Source organism: Shewanella hanedai (assembly GCF_007197645.1).
Classification (GTDB): Bacteria; Pseudomonadota; Gammaproteobacteria; order Enterobacterales; family Shewanellaceae; genus Shewanella; species Shewanella hanedai.
The window spans coordinates 112,208-129,889 of the sequence record NZ_VKGK01000004.1 but is presented as its reverse complement, the minus strand read 5'-3'; the positions used below and the strand labels follow the sequence as shown (position 1 = coordinate 129,889).

General features: G+C 44.2%; 13 protein-coding genes. 11 read left to right on the top strand and 2 right to left on the bottom strand.

From position 1 onward, the window contains the following. The first annotated feature begins 270 nt into the window (after positions 1-270). The 6 genes from FN961_RS05155 to gcvP all read left to right on the top strand — a co-directional run bounded on the left by FN961_RS05155 (position 271) and on the right by gcvP (position 8,570). Entirely contained in the window at positions 271-837 is a 567-nt protein-coding gene (locus FN961_RS05155; RefSeq protein WP_143563487.1) for a UPF0149 family protein, read from the top strand. Between the two features lie 90 nt (positions 838-927). Continuing rightward, entirely contained in the window at positions 928-2,187 is a 1,260-nt protein-coding gene (gene ubiH / locus FN961_RS05150; protein ID WP_143563486.1) for a 2-octaprenyl-6-methoxyphenyl hydroxylase, read from the top strand. Positions 2,188-2,230: 43 nt separating this feature from the next. Further along, positions 2,231-3,445 (top strand): FAD-dependent oxidoreductase, encoded by a 1,215-nt coding sequence (locus tag FN961_RS05145; protein WP_143563485.1) that lies wholly within the window; start codon positions 2,231-2,233, stop codon positions 3,443-3,445. Between the two features lie 317 nt (positions 3,446-3,762). Beyond that, positions 3,763-4,857: a glycine cleavage system aminomethyltransferase GcvT gene (gene gcvT, locus FN961_RS05140; RefSeq protein ID WP_143563484.1), complete on the top strand. Its 1,095-nt coding sequence runs from the start codon at positions 3,763-3,765 to the stop codon at positions 4,855-4,857. A gap of 224 nt (positions 4,858-5,081) precedes the next feature. Next, positions 5,082-5,471: a glycine cleavage system protein GcvH gene (gene gcvH / locus FN961_RS05135; protein WP_143563482.1), complete on the top strand. Its 390-nt coding sequence runs from the start codon at positions 5,082-5,084 to the stop codon at positions 5,469-5,471. 207 nt (positions 5,472-5,678) lie between these two features. Next, entirely contained in the window at positions 5,679-8,570 is a 2,892-nt protein-coding gene (gene gcvP / locus FN961_RS05130) for an aminomethyl-transferring glycine dehydrogenase (protein WP_143563480.1), read from the top strand. A 382-nt stretch (positions 8,571-8,952) separates the two neighbouring features. On the opposite strand, the gene FN961_RS26040 is transcribed toward gcvP, so the two are convergent. Beyond that, positions 8,953-9,078 carry a hypothetical protein gene (locus FN961_RS26040; RefSeq protein WP_373293388.1) on the bottom strand — a complete coding sequence of 42 codons (126 nt, stop codon included), beginning with the start codon at positions 9,076-9,078 and terminating at the stop codon, positions 8,953-8,955. A 278-nt stretch (positions 9,079-9,356) separates the two neighbouring features. On the opposite strand from FN961_RS26040, the gene FN961_RS05120 reads away from it, so the two are divergent. The 3 genes from FN961_RS05120 to FN961_RS05110 all read left to right on the top strand — a co-directional run bounded on the left by FN961_RS05120 (position 9,357) and on the right by FN961_RS05110 (position 12,346). After that, on the top strand, positions 9,357-9,905 hold the full coding sequence (locus tag FN961_RS05120; RefSeq protein WP_185972731.1) for a DUF4124 domain-containing protein: 549 nt from the start codon (positions 9,357-9,359) through the stop codon (positions 9,903-9,905). A gap of 2 nt (positions 9,906-9,907) precedes the next feature. Then, positions 9,908-10,564, top strand: coding sequence for a DUF4124 domain-containing protein (locus tag FN961_RS05115; RefSeq protein WP_143563476.1), 657 nt, complete (start codon positions 9,908-9,910; stop codon positions 10,562-10,564). Positions 10,565-11,449: 885 nt separating this feature from the next. Beyond that, positions 11,450-12,346: a DnaJ C-terminal domain-containing protein gene (locus FN961_RS05110; protein WP_143563474.1), complete on the top strand. Its 897-nt coding sequence runs from the start codon at positions 11,450-11,452 to the stop codon at positions 12,344-12,346. Between the two features lie 181 nt (positions 12,347-12,527). On the opposite strand, the gene FN961_RS05105 is transcribed toward FN961_RS05110, so the two are convergent. Beyond that, a complete protein-coding gene (locus FN961_RS05105) occupies positions 12,528-15,857 on the bottom strand; it encodes a cellulose-binding domain-containing protein (protein WP_229814662.1) in 3,330 nt (1,109 codons plus the stop codon). Between the two features lie 575 nt (positions 15,858-16,432). Between FN961_RS05105 and FN961_RS05100 the strand changes: the two genes are divergently transcribed. Next, complete coding sequence (locus FN961_RS05100; protein ID WP_143563473.1) at positions 16,433-16,828, top strand: hypothetical protein; 396 nt, start codon at positions 16,433-16,435, stop codon at positions 16,826-16,828. Between the two features lie 299 nt (positions 16,829-17,127). After that, positions 17,128-17,520, top strand: coding sequence for a MerC domain-containing protein (locus FN961_RS05095; protein WP_143563471.1), 393 nt, complete (start codon positions 17,128-17,130; stop codon positions 17,518-17,520). Positions 17,521-17,682: the final 162 nt, after the last annotated feature.

The following is a 17,682-nucleotide window of genomic DNA, read 5'->3' as shown; positions in this document are numbered from 1 at the left end:
AGATTAAATGTTGTTAAGATAGTCAGCGTTGAACAAATTATAGTCATTTAGTTGGGTTTTATACAGTTCTTCAAAGGTCTGCTTTGTTAGAGACTCTGTCTAAACGCACGTGTATAAACTCTTTATTTCGACAGAATACCGATCTTGCTGCTATTTCACCCATAACCTCTGTTAGATCAGAGTACAATCAGACGAGTGTCGGGTTTTCTTGGCCGAACGTCCCACTTCTGCTAGCATGAACTTAGAAATTTGTGTCATTGGAATCTTGTTATGGCGACCCCTCCTTCTTTACGTATTGATAACTTAATGGCGGCATTGGATCTAGCTGAAATTGCTCAGCATCCTGTCGAAGTTCACGGCGCTCTGGTTGGCCTTATTTGTGGCGGTATAGAGCAGTCTAAACGAGAGTGGAATACCTCTCTACTTGAGCTGATGAATGATGGTCAAGCACTGCCTGATCCACTGCAACAGCTTATCGATGAACTGTATCAAGACACGTTAGCTAGGATCTCAGATGTCGACTTCGGTTTCTCTCCTATGCAGCCTGAAGAGGAAGAGCCTGTGTCAAAGCGGGTTGAAGCGCTATCACTTTGGGTGCAAAGCTTCCTAACTGGCCTCGCGATTGTGCAACCTAAACTGAATAATGCGTCGGGGGATGTGCGTGAAGTGATTAAAGATTTGGCCGAGATCGCCTTGGTTGAGTTTGATGTTGCCGATGACGATGAGTCTGAAGCGGCTTATATGGAACTGACAGAGTTTGCCAAGATGGCTGCCCTGCTTTGTTATTCCGAGTTTGGCCCAGAGCCGTCGGATCAAGAAGCCGGTGTTATCCACTAGTCTCGGGCGCCGATGTTAAACCTTGCCCTGAGTCCATGTTAATTGTCTATCGTCGCAGCTAACCATGTTGTGACGAAATAGAGAAGGTTAATGAAAGCGCAAACTGAACAAGATGCTAATTATATAAGTGTCGATGTCGCCATCGTAGGTGGTGCAATGGCTGGGGCGACATTAGCCCTTGGCCTTAAAGCTTTGTCGGAATCACTTAAACGTCCTTTAAAAATCGCGTTAATCGAAGCGCACCATCCCAATCAAGACCATCCAGGGTTCGACGCCCGCTCTATCGCTATTGCCCACGGTTCTATCTTTGAGTTAACTCGACTTGGCCTATGGCCTAAATTGGCGTACTTAGGCACGCCAATAGATAATATTCATATCTCAGACCGTGGTCACATGGGAATGACGGAGCTTAATGCCGAAGCCTTTCACCTTAATCATTTAGGTCAGGTGGTTGAGCTAGAGCGAATAGGGCAGGTGCTGTTCAAACTGCTCGATGAAGCCGATATATCACTTTACTGTCCCAATAAGCTGGCCTCTGTGGAGGCAACCATTGATGCGCAGCTGTTAACTCTTGACGACGGCACCCGCCTAAGTGCTTCATTATTGGTGGCGGCGGACGGAGTGAACTCTAAAGTGAGAGCGGCATTTAAACAGCCGTTAGAACAAGTGGATTTCGGGCAAGTGGCGATCATTGCCAATATAGAGCTAGCGCATGTTGAAACCGATAAGATCAATGAAAATTGGGCCTATGAGCGTTTTACCAATAGCGGACCATTAGCACTACTCCCCATGTCATCGGTTAAAGGGGTTGAGCGAAAGTCATTAGTCTGGGCATTAAATCCAGACAAAGCAAAGCGCTTGCTCAGTATCCCTAAAGATCAGTTTTTGATTGAGCTTCAGCAAGCTTTCGGCTCCCGTGCCGGTCAATTTACCGCAGTGGGTGAGCGCTATTCATACCCGCTAATGCTCTCTTATATGTCAAAACCCATCTATCACAGAACCGTGTTTATCGGTAATGCCGCCCAAACCCTACATCCCATTGCGGGTCAGGGCTTTAATTTAGGCTTACGTGATCTGGTGAGTTTGATTCAGGTGATTGAACAACATTTATTAGATGAGACCAGTGCCGCTCCAGCTGACTTGGGTAGCACACAAGTGACTTATGCGTATCTGAATAGCCGCGAAAAAGATAGAAAACAGACCATGACGAATATCGAGTTCTTAGTACGTGGTTTCTCAAATGATTATTGGCCCTTAGTGGCAGGGCGCAGCTTAGGCCTGAGAATGCTGTCGTGGCTACCGCCTCTTAAAACGCCTGTTGCTCGTACTGCAATGGGCTGGAAGGCGTAATACTGATTGGTATAAGTTAATAAACCAAATTTAAGGAAAAGAAATGTTGAGCACTAAAACCTATGACGTGGCGATTGTTGGAGGTGGCATGGTTGGCCTAGCCACTGCGGTTGGCTTGGCTATGGAGAATTTTCGTGTTGTGGTTATCGACGCAGGAGAGACTCCTACCGTCACTGGTGAGCCTAAACTTAGGGTCAGTGCAATCAACAAGGCAAGTCAGCGGTTACTGCAAAATATCGGCGCTTGGGCTTATCTCGATGACGACCGCCTCAGTCCTTACCAAAAGATGGACGTGTGGGATAAAGATAGCATAGGTAAGATTAGTTTCGATGCCCACAGCCTGAGTGAGCAGTACCTCGGTAGCATTATCGAAAATGATAACATTGCCCATGCACTGTCTATGCGAGCCGCTGAGTTCGATGAGATAACCCATATCGAAAATCACGCATTAGATAAAATAGCCTTCGGTGAGCGTGAAGCCTGGTTAACCTTAGATAATGGTGAAAACATCAGTGCCGCATTAGTCATTGGTGCCGACGGCGCTAATTCTTGGGTACGTGAGCAGTGCAAGATCCCGATGACATTCTGGGATTATGGCCACCATGCCATTGTTGCTACCGTGCGCACCGAAATCCCCCATCAAGATACAGCCCGTCAGGTATTCCTTAAAGATGGCCCATTAGCTTTTTTGCCACTTTATGAGCCTAATTTTTGCTCTATCGTCTGGTCAGTGCCGCCGGCAAAAGCCAAGCAACTGCTGGAGAGCGACTCACAAACACTTGAGCGTACCTTAACGGCTGAGTTCGATGGCCGTATGGGAATGTGCAAGTTAGAGTGTGAGCCACAAGCTTTCCCGCTGCGCATGCGTTATGCCCGTCACTTTGGTCGTCATCGTCTGTTTTTGGCTGGTGACGCGGCGCATACTATTCATCCATTAGCGGGCCAAGGGGTTAACTTGGGCTTGCTTGATGCTGCCGCCATTATTCAGACCTTAGGTGAGCTAAAGCTTGAAGGAAAAGACATTGGTGATTATGCAAACCTTCGTTCATTAGAGCGCTGGCGTAAGGCCGACGCGCTGGAGATGATCGCCGCGATGGAAGGTTTTAAGCGATTGTTCGAAGGTAGCAACCCCGTTAAGAAGGCGTTGCGTGATTTCGGCCTAAATCTGGTCGATAATATTGCTCCTGTGAAAACACTGTTTATGCAACAAGCCATGGGCAACAAAAACAGCCTGCCTAAGCTATGTAAAGCTCAATAGGCACAAGTCAGACTTATGGGTAATAAGTCTGACTTTTCAGTAACTTGTTCTTATTTTTTCTGTAAACATTTTTCAAACACTAAAATAACGAATGTTTCACATGAGAAAAAGTAATGATAAAACGACTCGGATTAGAAAATTTTTTTGTATACAAAATGAAGATGCAAGGTATAATTTCGCCGCATTTTAAGACCCTTGATGGGTCTGATACATCTTATCTGTCGCATTCGATTAACATGTCGAATGCGAAAAACACACTGGCCTGAGTTACCCTACGCCAGGTAAGACCCGAAAAGGGCATAAAAGAAGAGATTATAATGGCTAATAAAACAGTACTCTTTAACAAGCACTTAGAATCAGACGCTAAGATGGTAGATTTCCACGGTTGGGATATGCCACTGAACTACGGTTCTCAAATCGAAGAACATCACGCAGTACGTCAAGACGCGGGCATGTTCGATGTGTCGCACATGACTGTTGTTGATGTGACTGGCACCGATGCTTGTGCTTTCCTACGTAAATTATTAGCAAACGATGTGGCAAAACTTAAGGTGCCGGGCAAAGCGCTTTATGGCGGCATGTTAGATCATAATGCTGGCGTCATTGACGATCTCATCACCTATTACCTTTCTGACACTCATTACCGCATTGTGGTTAACTCAGCGACCCGTGAAAAAGACTTAGCTTGGATTGCCGAGCAGGTTAACGGATTCGACGTGGTGATCACTGAGCGTCCTGAACTGGCGATGATTGCCGTTCAAGGCCCTAACGCAAAAGCCAAAGCAGCGACCGTATTTAATGCTGAGCAAAATGCCGCAGTGGAAGGCATGAAGCCTTTCTTCGGTGTGCAAGCAGGCTCACTCTTTATTGCGACAACAGGTTACACTGGCGAAACAGGCTACGAAATCATTGTTCCTGAAGATGAAGCGCAGGCCCTATGGCAAGCATTACTTGAAGCCGGTGTTAAACCTTGTGGACTCGGTGCGCGTGATACATTACGTTTAGAAGCGGGCATGAACCTTTACGGCCTAGATATGGACGAAACGGTTAATCCACTTGCGGCTAACATGGGGTGGACTATCGCATGGGAACCTGCTGATCGTGATTTCAACGGTCGTGAAGCATTAACGGCAATTAAGGCCGCAGGAACTGAAAAGCTGGTTGGCCTGATTATGGAAGCCAAAGGCGTTATCCGTCCTGGTATGTCAGTGTTCTTCACTGATGCTGATGGTGCTGAGCAACAAGGCACCATTACCAGTGGCACATTCTCGCCAACGTTAGGCTACTCTATTGCCATGGCGCGTGTTCCTAGAAGTATCGGTGATACGGCTGAAGTCGAAATGCGTAAGAAGCGCGTAGCGGTTAAAGTGATCGCACCAAGCTTTGTACGTAACGGAAAACAAGCATTCTAGTTATTTAACGGGTTTATCGCTATTTGATTCGATTTAGTTGTCGATAGTGCTCATTGATACATATCAACTGCGCGCTATCTCCTATAACTCAAATCAAATATCAGCTAACCTTGTCAAATAATAGAGACATGATTAAGCGCTTTATCGTCTGTACCTATAAATACAAAAATCGATAAATTGGCTAAACATTCAGAATTAGAATAATCGAATAAGGACTAAGAACAATGAGCAACATTCCTGCTGAACTAAAGTACGCTTCGTCTCACGAGTGGATCCGTAAAGAAGAAGATGGTTCATATACTGTTGGGATCAGTGATCACGCTCAAGAGTTATTGGGCGACATGGTATTTGTTGAACTTCCAGAAGTGGGTGATTCAATCAGTGCTGGTGAAGATTGTGCTGTTGCTGAATCAGTCAAAGCGGCTTCAGACATCTACGCGCCAATATCTGGTGAAGTGGTTGCAGTAAACGAAGCCCTTGAAGATTCTCCAGAGCTCGTTAATGGCGATGCATTTGGTGACGGTTGGTTCTTCCGCGTTATGCCAACTGACCTAACTGAAGTCGATAACTTGCTTGATGCAGAAGGTTATCAGTCAGTCATCGACGAAGAGTAATCGCCGATTAAAAACAAAGCCTCATTTCTTCGAAAATGAGGCTTTGTTCGTTATAGGGTTACCCGATTACAAACCCTATTTATACCTAAACTACTTTAAGGTGCTCCACTGCGCATCTCTTGAGGTAGCTTAGGTATAATTACACCACAACGAGACCGGTAACTTAGCCCCCTACAGGCGGATACTGGCAAATATGGAATTAGATTCATGACCACTGAAACGCTTACTCAACTTGAGCAACACGATCTCTTTCTCAGTCGCCATATCGGCCCTGATAGCGAACAACGTCAGGATATGTTGAATTATGTTGGTGCTGAATCTCTAGAAGATCTTACCGCGCAAATCGTCCCTGGTTCGATTCTCCTTAACCGCGATCTTGCCGTTGGCGATCATGTGAGTGAGGCCGAAGGTCTGGCTTATATCCGCGGTATCGCAGATAAGAACAAAGTCTATAAGAGCTACATCGGTATGGGTTACTACGGCACTGAAGTCCCTTCAGTTATCCAGCGTAACGTGCTTGAAAATCCAGGTTGGTACACGGCCTACACGCCATACCAGCCAGAGATAGCTCAAGGTCGCCTAGAGGCGATACTTAACTTCCAGCAGCTTTCTATGGATCTTACTGGCCTTGACTTAGCGTCATCATCACTGCTCGATGAAGCCACGGCTGCTGCTGAAGCAATGGCACTGGCTAAGCGTGTATCGAAAGCCAAAAAAGCCAATATCTTCTTCGTTGCTGATGATGTATTCCCACAAACGCTAGACGTGATTAAGACCCGCGCCGAGTGTTTTGGTTTTGAGATTATTGTTGGTCCTGCTGAAGATGCCGTGAACCACGAAATCTTTGGTGCGCTATTCCAGTACACCAACCGTTTTGGTGAAATCACTGATTTTACTGACCTATTTACCGCACTGCATGAGAAGAAAGCCCTTGTATCGGTTGCTGCCGATATGATGTCACTTGTCGTGCTTAAGTCTCCGGGCTCTATGGGCGCTGACGTGGTATTTGGTAATTCACAGCGTTTTGGTGTTCCAATGGGATTCGGTGGTCCACACGCTGCGTTCTTCGTGACACGTGACGCCCACAAGCGTTCATTACCGGGTCGTATTATCGGCGTATCACAAGATACCCGTGGTAACCGCGCCCTACGTATGGCGATGCAGACTCGTGAGCAACATATCCGCCGCGAAAAAGCCAACTCAAACATCTGTACCGCGCAGGTATTGCTTGCGAACATGGCCTCTTTCTTTGCCGTGTTCCATGGCCCACAAGGGCTTAAAACTATCGCTGAGCGTATCCATCGTCTAACTGACATTCTTGCTGCTGGCTTAACGGCTAAAGGCGTAGAGCTGGTTAACAACACTTGGTTCGACACTATCTCGCTTAAAGGCGTCGATGTTGCCGCTATCATCAAGCGCTCTGATGCTGCGGGTATTAACCTGCGGGTTGACAGCGATGCAGCCGTGATGGGCGTCAGTTTAGCCCAGACCACGACACGTGAAGATGTGGCGCAGTTGTTCGATGTGATCTTAGGTGAAGGCCATGGCCTTGATGTGGCTCAGCTTGATAGCGACATCGTGACCAATGGCAGCAAATCAATTCCAAGTGAACTCGTGCGTCAAGATGCTATCCTGACTCACCCAACGTTCAATCGCTACCACAGCGAAACCGAGATGATGCGATACATCAAGCGTCTCGAGAATAAAGATTTAGCCCTTAACCACTCAATGATCTCATTGGGATCATGCACCATGAAGCTCAACGCTGCCACTGAGATGATGCCAATCACTTGGCCAGAGTTTGGTAACATGCACCCGTTCTGCCCACAAGATCAGGCGCAAGGTTACGCACAACTCTTGAATGAGCTTTCTGAATGGTTAGTGGATATCACAGGTTACGATGCAGTATCACTGCAGCCTAACTCAGGTGCACAGGGCGAGTACGCGGGTCTGTTGACGATTAAGCAGTACCACGAGTCTCGCGGTGACGCACACCGAAATATCTGTCTTATTCCACAGTCTGCCCACGGCACTAACCCAGCATCTGCACAGCTAGCTGGCATGAAAATCGTGGTTACCGCCTGTGATAAAGCCGGTAATATCGACATGGAAGATCTTAAGACTAAAGCTGCTGAAGTGGCCGATAATCTTTCTTGTATCATGGTGACTTACCCATCGACTCACGGTGTATACGAAGAGACGATTGGCGAGATCTGTGAAGTGATTCATCAGTTCGGTGGTCAGGTTTACCTTGATGGCGCCAACATGAACGCACAAGTGGGTTTAACGTCACCTGGCTTTATTGGTGCTGACGTATCTCACCTTAACCTTCACAAAACCTTCGCAATTCCACATGGCGGCGGTGGACCAGGTATGGGCCCAATTGGTGTTAAAAAGCACCTTGCACCTTTCCTATCTGGCCATGCGGTAGTGAAGCACGGTTTAGATTCTGACAACAATGGCGCGGTATCTGCTGCACCATTTGGTAGTGCCGGTATCTTGCCTATCACTTGGATGTACATCAAGTTACTCGGCAAGCAAGGCCTGAAACAGTCAACTCAAATGGCACTGCTCAACGCGAACTACGTGATGAAGAAGCTATCTGAGCACTATCCAGTGCTTTACTCTGGTCGTAATGACCGCGTAGCGCACGAATGTATTATTGATCTGCGTCCGTTGAAAGAAGCGTCAGGCGTCACTGAGATGGACATTGCAAAGCGTCTTAACGATTACGGTTTCCACGCGCCAACCATGAGCTTCCCAGTTGCGGGCACCTTAATGATTGAACCAACGGAATCTGAGTCTAAGGTTGAACTTGACCGCTTTATCGAAGCGATGATCTCTATTCGCGGCGAAGTGTCACGCGTCGAGTCAGGCGAGTGGCCGGTGGACAATAACCCACTGCACAATGCCCCGCATACACTGGCTGACATCATGGACCCTGAATTTGATTCACGTCCATATAGTCGTGAGATTGCCGTGTTCCCGACGGCAGCGGTTAAGAAGAACAAGTTCTGGCCAACGGTTAATCGAATTGATGATGTATACGGTGATCGTAATTTGATGTGTAGCTGTGCCCCAATCTCCGATTACGAATAAATGACTACTTAACCTCGGTAATACGGCTTCAGCCTCCGGTTTTCGCTGCTCATTGACAACAGTCAACTCCGCGGCGATAACCATCGGCTTCCTTGTCTTACCGTCGGCAGTAACGTCATTTGATTAGAACGCACCCTTAGTGGTGCGTTTTTTATTGGGTGAGAATAAGGCTCAGGTCTGTTTTCGTAGGTCTCGAAATAAAGAGTTTGACTGGAGTCAACTCCACGGCGAAAACGTCAAACTTCATTGTCTTATCATCGCCAGCAACGCAATTATGGCTTCAATGATTTCATCGGGCTGTGAGATTTAAAAGCATTAAAAAAGCGAACCGATTGGTTCGCTTTTTTGTGGGTGGATGTAAACCTTACTCTGCCCATATTTATCACTCGAAACTCTCCCCCGTCATATTATCTTCACCGTAGAGGTAAGTCATTCTAATAAAACGATTAATAAAGTGATAGAGTGGAGTTGTTTCTGCTTCGATTAGTGTTCGGCGAGCTGAAGTCATAAAACTATCCCATACCAAGCTGAGTCAAGATAACTTAAAGCCTAGTATTAGATAGCTTTAAAGACAAAAGATGTGGCTGTCCCATCTTTTTATCTAAACAGGTTTTATCGTGGACTTCCATGTTGATGGACGGTAGGCTTAATGTTGCCTTTATGTTTTTTTGCTCTTTTTGATGATAAGACGACTTAGGTCTTGTTTTTCTAGGCTGATCAGAATTACTTGCAGTACTTCGATTTTTTAAATTAATCACTTTACTCTATTTTTAAAAGGACATGGAATTGTCTAAATTTATACTATTTATTTTTATACTTCTGCCAATTTGTACCGTTTCTGCTCAAGATATTTATAAATGGGTTGATGAAACTGGCAAGGTTCATTATTCAGATCAGCCTTTACAAGGACAGGGGGCAATAGTAGGAAGTTACAAAACAGATGCCTCTAAAGCAGATAAAAAGAAGCAAGAATTGGCCATTCGCGACGAAAAAGATATTGAGGATAGATTTAAACTCAAATTAAAATCATTTTTAAAGATCTACTATTGCGATGGTGAGAGCATCGGCCAACGGACTGACCTAATTAAAGATCCTTATTCAAAAGGATTGCGCATTATGTCTTATGAACGAGAGGGGAGTGAGAAGGTTCGTGAGCAAGTGGCACTGAAAGAGCAGTTGAAAAATTCGATGTTACGACTTGACAGTGCTTTTCAAAATGAAAGAGAAGAAGTGACTAAGATCGTTAATTTTTTGACTGTTCAAATAGCACTACAACAATGTTATATCGATTATAACGCTGAACAAATTAGAATTCTCAATGCAGGAGCGTATTAACCATGGTAAAACTATTAATCGTTCTGTTTGTCACATTTCAAAGTTTTTGTGCTTTAGCTGATATTTACCAATGTACAGATAGTTCAGGGAAAGCCATTTTTACTGATATGCCTTGTGAAAGGAAAGAGCATCAAACAGTAACAGCACCTCAAACTAAGCCAGATATTAACCCAACCGTATTATTAACGAATACGCCTAATCGTGTTAGAACGGCCAAAGATGCATTGGAGTTTATAGGTCGTAACCAAATTGTAACCATGAACTTAGATAGGTTGGAGCAGAATTACATTCTTACGAATAAGCCTGCAAACTTTTTTCAAGCTTTCGATGGAGACCCCTCTTTAGATAATAGCTATTCAAATAACAAACATACGATTAGTGCAAAGTTTGCTAATGGCGTAGGTGAAATAATCTACAAATCATCGACTTTGAAAAGCAATTGGCTTGACGCTCATAGAAGCTTTTTTTTTAATATATCATTTGATGATATAAATAGTCGTTTAATGGAGCTTGGATTAAAAGATAAGTCTCTTCAAGGACTTCAGTATGGATATGCGCGCTGGCGTTGGAAGCATCGAGTATTTACCTGCGATGCTAAAGCAGATTTTGAGGCTGATAGTTATTATGTGAGTTTTGAAGTCAGGTGTATTGCTAGATGAGTGCGGTCATTGATAAAAGACCATAAACAGAGCCAGCCATATTAAATGGCTAAGCCAACAAATTAACTAAGACACCCACAATTAAACCAAACTAATTAGGTGTTTTTTGGGGCACACTCTCACGGCTATTAGTGTGAAAAACAGGAGGGGAAGATTGGTTCGGTTGCTTGCCTTCATTCGCTTGAATGGCTGTTCTAACTCTTTCTTAAGAGCTTCTAGTTGCCAGTATTCCCTAACTGCAAACAATAACCTACTAAATCTATAGGATTCAATGTGTATTGATCTAGTTCACTGAAATATAAGGGTTTGTACTGACTTATTTTGATAATTGGAGAGAAATACTAACTCAATGGCTTTAGCCAGCTTTTTGCTCTGGCGGTTTTATCTCTTCTCTGTCTTTTGCTCCTCTCCGTTGCCCTCTGTGTTCTCCGTGGTAAATCGCTTTTATCTGACAGCCCTGTCAGTCTCTAATGTTGCCATTGATTATTGATGGGTGGCAATGGCTTTTTGGATTATAATAGCGCGAGTATACCCAAGCTACTTCAAGATGCAGGATTCAGCATGTCGAGAAGTGACAGAGTTCAAGGCATGAAATAGTTGGACTAGTTATTCTAATTCACTTTTTCATAACGCAGAAACATGTTGCTTCTCGCCGTGCCCTTTGGGAGTTCCCGTAGAATACCTGCACTATGTTAGTGATATTAATAAGGGAATAACCATTATCCTCAATCACTGCCTTGTTCAGCTATCCTACGGGGGCTCTGAAACGAGCATCTTGAGGTGGCTTGGGTATAGACAAGCTTGGGCAGATACTCAAGCTTGTTACTTTTTAGGGCACAGATAAACTCATGGCCCTTTTTTCGATATACATTATGAGGGTTTAGCATGTCTAAACAAGATTATTACAGCGTGCTAGGTGTTTCAAAAGCCTCCTCAAATCAAGAGATAAAAAAAGCCTACAAAAAGTTGGCGATGAAATACCATCCAGATAAAAATCCTGGTGACGCAGTGTCAGAGACTAAATTTAAAAATGCTAAAGAAGCGTATGAAATTCTGACCGATACTGACAAGCGTCGTAAATATGATGAGTTTGGTCATGCAGGGATTGAAAACAATGGCCAAGGTGGATTTAACGACGCGTACGGTGGCGGATTTAGTCAGCGTGAACGTGGATTTGGTGGTCAAGGTTTTGGTGGTTTTGATTTTGATGATATTTTCTCTCAATCAAGAGGCGGACAAAGTCGAGCTCAAAAAGGGCAAGATAAAGAGTTTGTGTTCACTGTGGACTTTGTTGATGCAGTGCAAGGTGCAGAGACTGTAGTTGAATTACCGGTTAATGGAGAAACTAAAAAGATAAAGGTTAAGATCCCTGCAGGTATTAAAGACGGTGAAAAAATACGTTTCACTGGCAAAGGTAGTGCAGGCGTGCATGGTGGAGCCGCAGGTGATCTATTGCTTGTCATTGCAACCCGCGAACATGCGTTTCTTGAACGCGAAAACAACGACCTCATTTATACTACGGGCGTCGATATGGTGATGGCGGCACTGGGTGGAGAGATTGAAGTTAACGTATTGGATAAGCGCTTTAAGCTTAAAGTGCCTTCAGGGACTCAACCGGGGCGTAAGTTCAAAATAAAGGGTAAAGGTGTTACGGATCGTAAGGGAGCTACTGGTGATCTGTTTGTGAAAATTAAAGTGGAAATTCCGCAGGATATAACGGAACAACAGCGTTCATTACTAGAACAATTCAAAGAGTTAACGGAAATAAATACACTTTCGTAAACTTATCATTTCCGATAGTCGTACCTTTGTTAGTAGCGTTACGTATTTGGATCGTGAACTGAGTAAATAGGGTCAGACTCTGATCCTATTAAGCACTATTTATTCAGGACAAAGCCAGTCAGTTTGCACTGACTGGCTTTGTTTTTACATTGTTTTTAACAAGGAAGTGATGTCTAAGCGCTTATTGCGGAGTAAGACCTAGCTGTTCTAGTACTAACTTAAAGTTCTCACGGCGCTCTTTCACGTTGTGAACGTCACCCGTTGAACAGGTTAAATCAGGACAACCACGGTTAACAATACCAGATACGTCATCAATAAAGTCTGTACCTTTCATGCCACCATCAACATACTTTTTAAGTTCTTCATGGTAGTTCCAGTTACCGTATTGACCTGTTTCGTCAGGGTATGCTTGTACTGAGGTTACCCAGTAGAACAGACCTGCAATCCACTTGATCTCTTTGTTTTCTTCAGAGCTACAAATTAGACCTGGGTTCGAACAGAAATCTAGATCTGCGTATAACGGGTTCTCAGGTGGTGCTTCAACAGTAACACCATCAATTGTTTTACCAATTGTCTCAGGATCAACATGTGAACGACCTAAGTAATGGTTAAGCGTACCGAAGTTTTGACGTCCGGTAGTTTGAATTACACCACGACCCCACCAACCACAACCTTGCACGTCTTCTTGGCTGCTGCCATCCCAAATAAACGAACCTGCTTTTTGGTCAACGTAAGTTTTACATTCGTCACGTTCCCATACTTGCTTAGATGTATCTACTGATGTGGGTACGTCATTACAGTGACCGCTGTTAGTCCAACGGCCAACGCTACCGTTAACCAGTAAGCCACGTTCTTCAAGTACTGCATTTGGTGCTGCGAAAACAGGAGCTGGAGCGCCATACCATTTAGCATGAGTAAAGGCACTTACTTCCATTTTATCATCACGAGGACAAGAGTAAGCGTAATCTAAACCAGACTCAGCGTTCACACCGTAATCTGCGTACTTCTGGCCAAGTTGACCACAGCTCGCTGACATTGGGTAATCTGTAGCTGCGCCATATTTAATTTCAGCCCAGTTATTCTCATCACAAGCATTGTAGCGAATGGTCTCTTGCATACTTTGTGCTAAGAAGGCTGCAATTGCCACTTTTGCATATTTGATGTTGGTTGCATCATCAAGGCTTTCATCTAGTAGCCAGAACTTGTTACCAGCTACACCGACGTTATGCATTGCATTTAAGCCCTTCATGAAGTCAGCCCACTTGTAAACAGTAGACGGAACCCATTGTGATTGAGGCGTTTCATACAAAAATGCAGTGTTGTTCATTGCATCTGCAGCGTTCGCTAACTCACGGTTTAATGCTTCAATAACCGTTAGATTGCCGCTTTCTGTTGTTTTACCTACATAGTAGAGTGGCATTTTAGCTGCTTGGTAATGCTCAATTTTACTTGTCAATTCTGCAGTGTCTTTGTCAAACAAAATAGCAAATACGTTACTGAATGCCGCTTTACGAATTTGCGATTTGCTGGTCTTGTCACCCATGAAGTAACGAGCGGCTTGCTTAGTTGGGATCTTGTCTAGCATTGCAGGTGTGTTAACAAAGTCAGTAACTTGCTTCACGTACTCTAGCGCATTGTGCCATTGCTCATTTGACAAGGCTGCTGTTGAGCTTGATTTAGTGAAGGCAACAAAGTCAGCTTTGTTTGCAGCGTCAGCTTTATATAATTCAAGCTTGTCCAGTAGATCGGCTGTGAATACCGATGCTTCATCCCAAACAGACTGTCGACCAGAATGCGTATCGAAAGCAAAGTCACCAATGCTTAAAGACCAACCGTAGCTTGCTTGTGGCGCTAGGGTAGCAATGATGAGGTGGTGAGCTTGAGCCCAGCCTTTCACGTCGTTGCTAAGCGCGTTGATGTCATCAATGTCAATGCTATTGCCAGTGATATCCATCGCTGTGGTTAGTGCTTCTTTAACAGCAATACTGCCTGAAGATAAGGCTTTATCTTGTGTGGCTTTATCAAGCACATCACTGCTGATGATAATGGATGAAGATTCCGCTTGTGCAGCCATTTCCATAATTGACACGAAAGACGCTGTTAGCTTATCGAAATCAGCTAATGCTTCGCTGCTGCTCGTTTTGATGGTCAATGTAACTGGTGCTAGCGATGATGGGCTCGCAACCACCAAGGTATTTGGCCAACCAGCCACTTCTAGACGGACAGGATCCATCGGGTTTTGTAGCGCAAGTAGCGGTGCGGTACCTGGCTCAGTGCCGTCACAATTGAGGTGAAGAGCCCATGAGGCGTCACTACCTGGAAGGGTTTTAGTCCAGTAAATCGCAGAGTATGCGATGTTGTTGTGCACCATAATGTCACCACCTGTTGCATGGTCACCACGCGTCCAGTCTGGGTAAACATTGAATTCAGTACATAACTCACCTGGTGGTGTTACTGGCGGCTCAACGGCTTCCTCTTCAACGCTGATGTTTACACTGACAGTTGAAGACAGTCCTTCAGCGTCAATGGCGACAGCTTTTAGTGTTACGCTACCGATTTGAGTCGGCAGCCAGTCACAGGCAAATGTGGCGACTTGAGCGCCATCAAATGTACAAATTTGTTTGCTATTGGCTGTAACAAGCAGTGTGGTTAAATCATCATCAGCATCTGTGGCATTAATAGAAATAGAGACGGTATCGATTTCGTTGAAAGTTGCACCACTGGTTGGTGTAATGAATGTCACCACAGGTGCGGTAAAATCTTCTTCAGCATCGGCTTCTACGGTGACTGAGACAGATTTCTGTTCAATTTTTTGGTTGTCTTTGTCGAATACAAACACGTTAATCGCTGCGCTGCCTGCTTCATTTGGCGTCCAGCTTTGCGAGTAAATCGTCTGGCTCTGGTCAATCGCTTTTTGAGACAACTTCTGGTCGTTCACCCAAAACTCAACTCTTGCTGCTAATTCACCGTCAATGCTTGCTTGAATTAGCGTCGCAGCGTCAACTTTTAGCTGCTGACCTGCCACTGGAGACAGAATCGATAATTCGGTTGCTTCTGGCTCGCCAGGTTCGCTTGAACATTCAGTTAGATCCCAAAACCATGAATCTGCACTTGGCGATTCCCATACACCAGGATTGTTTTTAGCAATAAAGCATTGGCCTTCAAATGAAACAACTACGCCATTTGCAACCTGAGTTTTACCTGGAACAAAAGCAATAATATCGCCTAAATCTGGTCCTGGCTCGGGTTCAGGTTCAGGTTCTGGCTCAGGCTCACCCGAACATACTGCAGTATCCCAAAACCATGAACTTCCGTTTGGGGATTCCCATACACCAGGGTTGTTTTTGGCAATAAAGCATTCGCCATTATAAGAAACCATATCTCCGTTCTGAGCTTTTGTTTCTCCCGGAACAAAAGTGACAACACCAGACGTTAGCATTGCTTCAGTGGCATATAGATAGCCACTGAACATCACGCTGGTAAGTGCGATAGTGATTGTATTTATTTTCATCAAGGTTTAGTTCTTCTTTTATTCATTTATCCTTGCAGATAAATTCATTAATTATTAAAGGTATCGATTAGAAACTTAGTTGCCTATCAGGACCAAGGTAACCACATGGTGAGTTAATATAAGACACTAATTCGCGGCGAAGATAGCAGGTAGATTGCTTTAATACACTTATTTTAAAGTGGGTTTATGTGTAAGAGAGCAAAGAAAAAGCAATCAGTTAAATTAAGTGTAAATATGGATTTAAAAGCGAAAAGAATGATTCAGTTTTAACGGAAGACTGTTGCTGAAAAGTGCAAATAATTGTGAATAAGAGGTGCTGGCTCTGACTCTGACTCAACTTAAGTTAAATGGCTGCCCTGTCTTTTTGTAGAGGTTTCCCTTTGTTACGCACTTCTGTGTGCACTCCGTGGTGAATCGCTTTTATCTGATAGTCCCATTTCAAGTTCGTATTAGATATCATTGTTGTAGTTGCATCAGAGGTTGTTAGATAGCAAAATCTAACGTTATCATTAGAATGTCCCATGATTCACTACCCTTGATTTACTCTTTACGACAAAGCTAAGGAAAAGACAAATATGCAGCAAGGATTTCCCATTACGATAGTGGCCGATGGCCAATTTTCAGATTCGCTTAAGCCGTTGTTGATCCAGCTGGAGATGTGGATCAATTTTACGGCGCTAAAAGCGGAATGGTTCGGTAATGAAGATTATATCCTCTCTTTTGATTTTACTTTACTCAGGTCATTGGAAGAGAAAAAGCTGCTTTTATGCGAAGATAACTGGGTTGTAGAATCGGGTTATGCTTATCATTATGAAAGCAGCAACCAGACGACGATTGCTTTTATTGCTGTTGATGATTTGGCTCAGGAGGGCGTTGGTATTGAAGAGGCGATAAAAGCGAGATTGATCGCTGTGGCTAATGCTGTTGCCAGCTCTGTGGGAAGTGGGCATGACTTATTGGCTTTGTCGTAGAAGGCATCCCATTATTTTCATCCCCATTATTTATCATGGAGGTTCAAGTTACTTAGATAGCTTGAATCTCGATAGAAGTAACTGAAAAGACAAAAAGTAAGATTGTATTGTCTTTTCTCTCCGCTCTTTGTTTGTATCCTCTTAGTATTCGCCCCTATTTAACGGCCATATTGTAAATTTCGAGGGATACAACCGATAGCTTATTGTTTATTCATAATGCTAATGGTAGGTTGCTCAAAAGTAGTCGTGAGTGGTGTCTCATTGAGGCGTTAAGCACAATCATTACGTTGAGAACTGATATGAATAAGTCCGCACAAATATTACTAGACCGTCTTGCCATAACAGGTTCTGCATTATGTGCATTGCACTGTATCGCGGGGCCATTGTTATTAGTCGTGTTCCCGTCACTGCTCGCGTTTCCAGTAGATGATCATTTTTATCATATTCTCATGGTTTGGTTTGTTATCCCAACAAGCTCTATTGCTGTATTACTCGGTTGCACACGACACAAAGACCCTATGGTATTAGTGTTAGCTTTCTTCGGCATCATCGGGCTTGGCATAACCGCTATTTATGGGCATGATTTTTTAGGCGAAACAGGAGAAAAACTGGCGACACTAGCTGCTACTTTCTTGTTGGCTTTTGCACATTGGCGTAATTATTCACTTTGTCGCAGCGACTCATGTGGATAAATAGGGCTGAGTTGGGTCCGTGCACTCTGTGGCGAATTGCTTGTCTTTTTGTTTGGGTGCTGTTTGTGGGTGCTTGATGTCATTGTTATGGTTGCATTGATTCTCGTGTTAGCGCTTTAATCTTCCATAATAAAGCGGCTTGCATATCGCTATGCAAGCCGC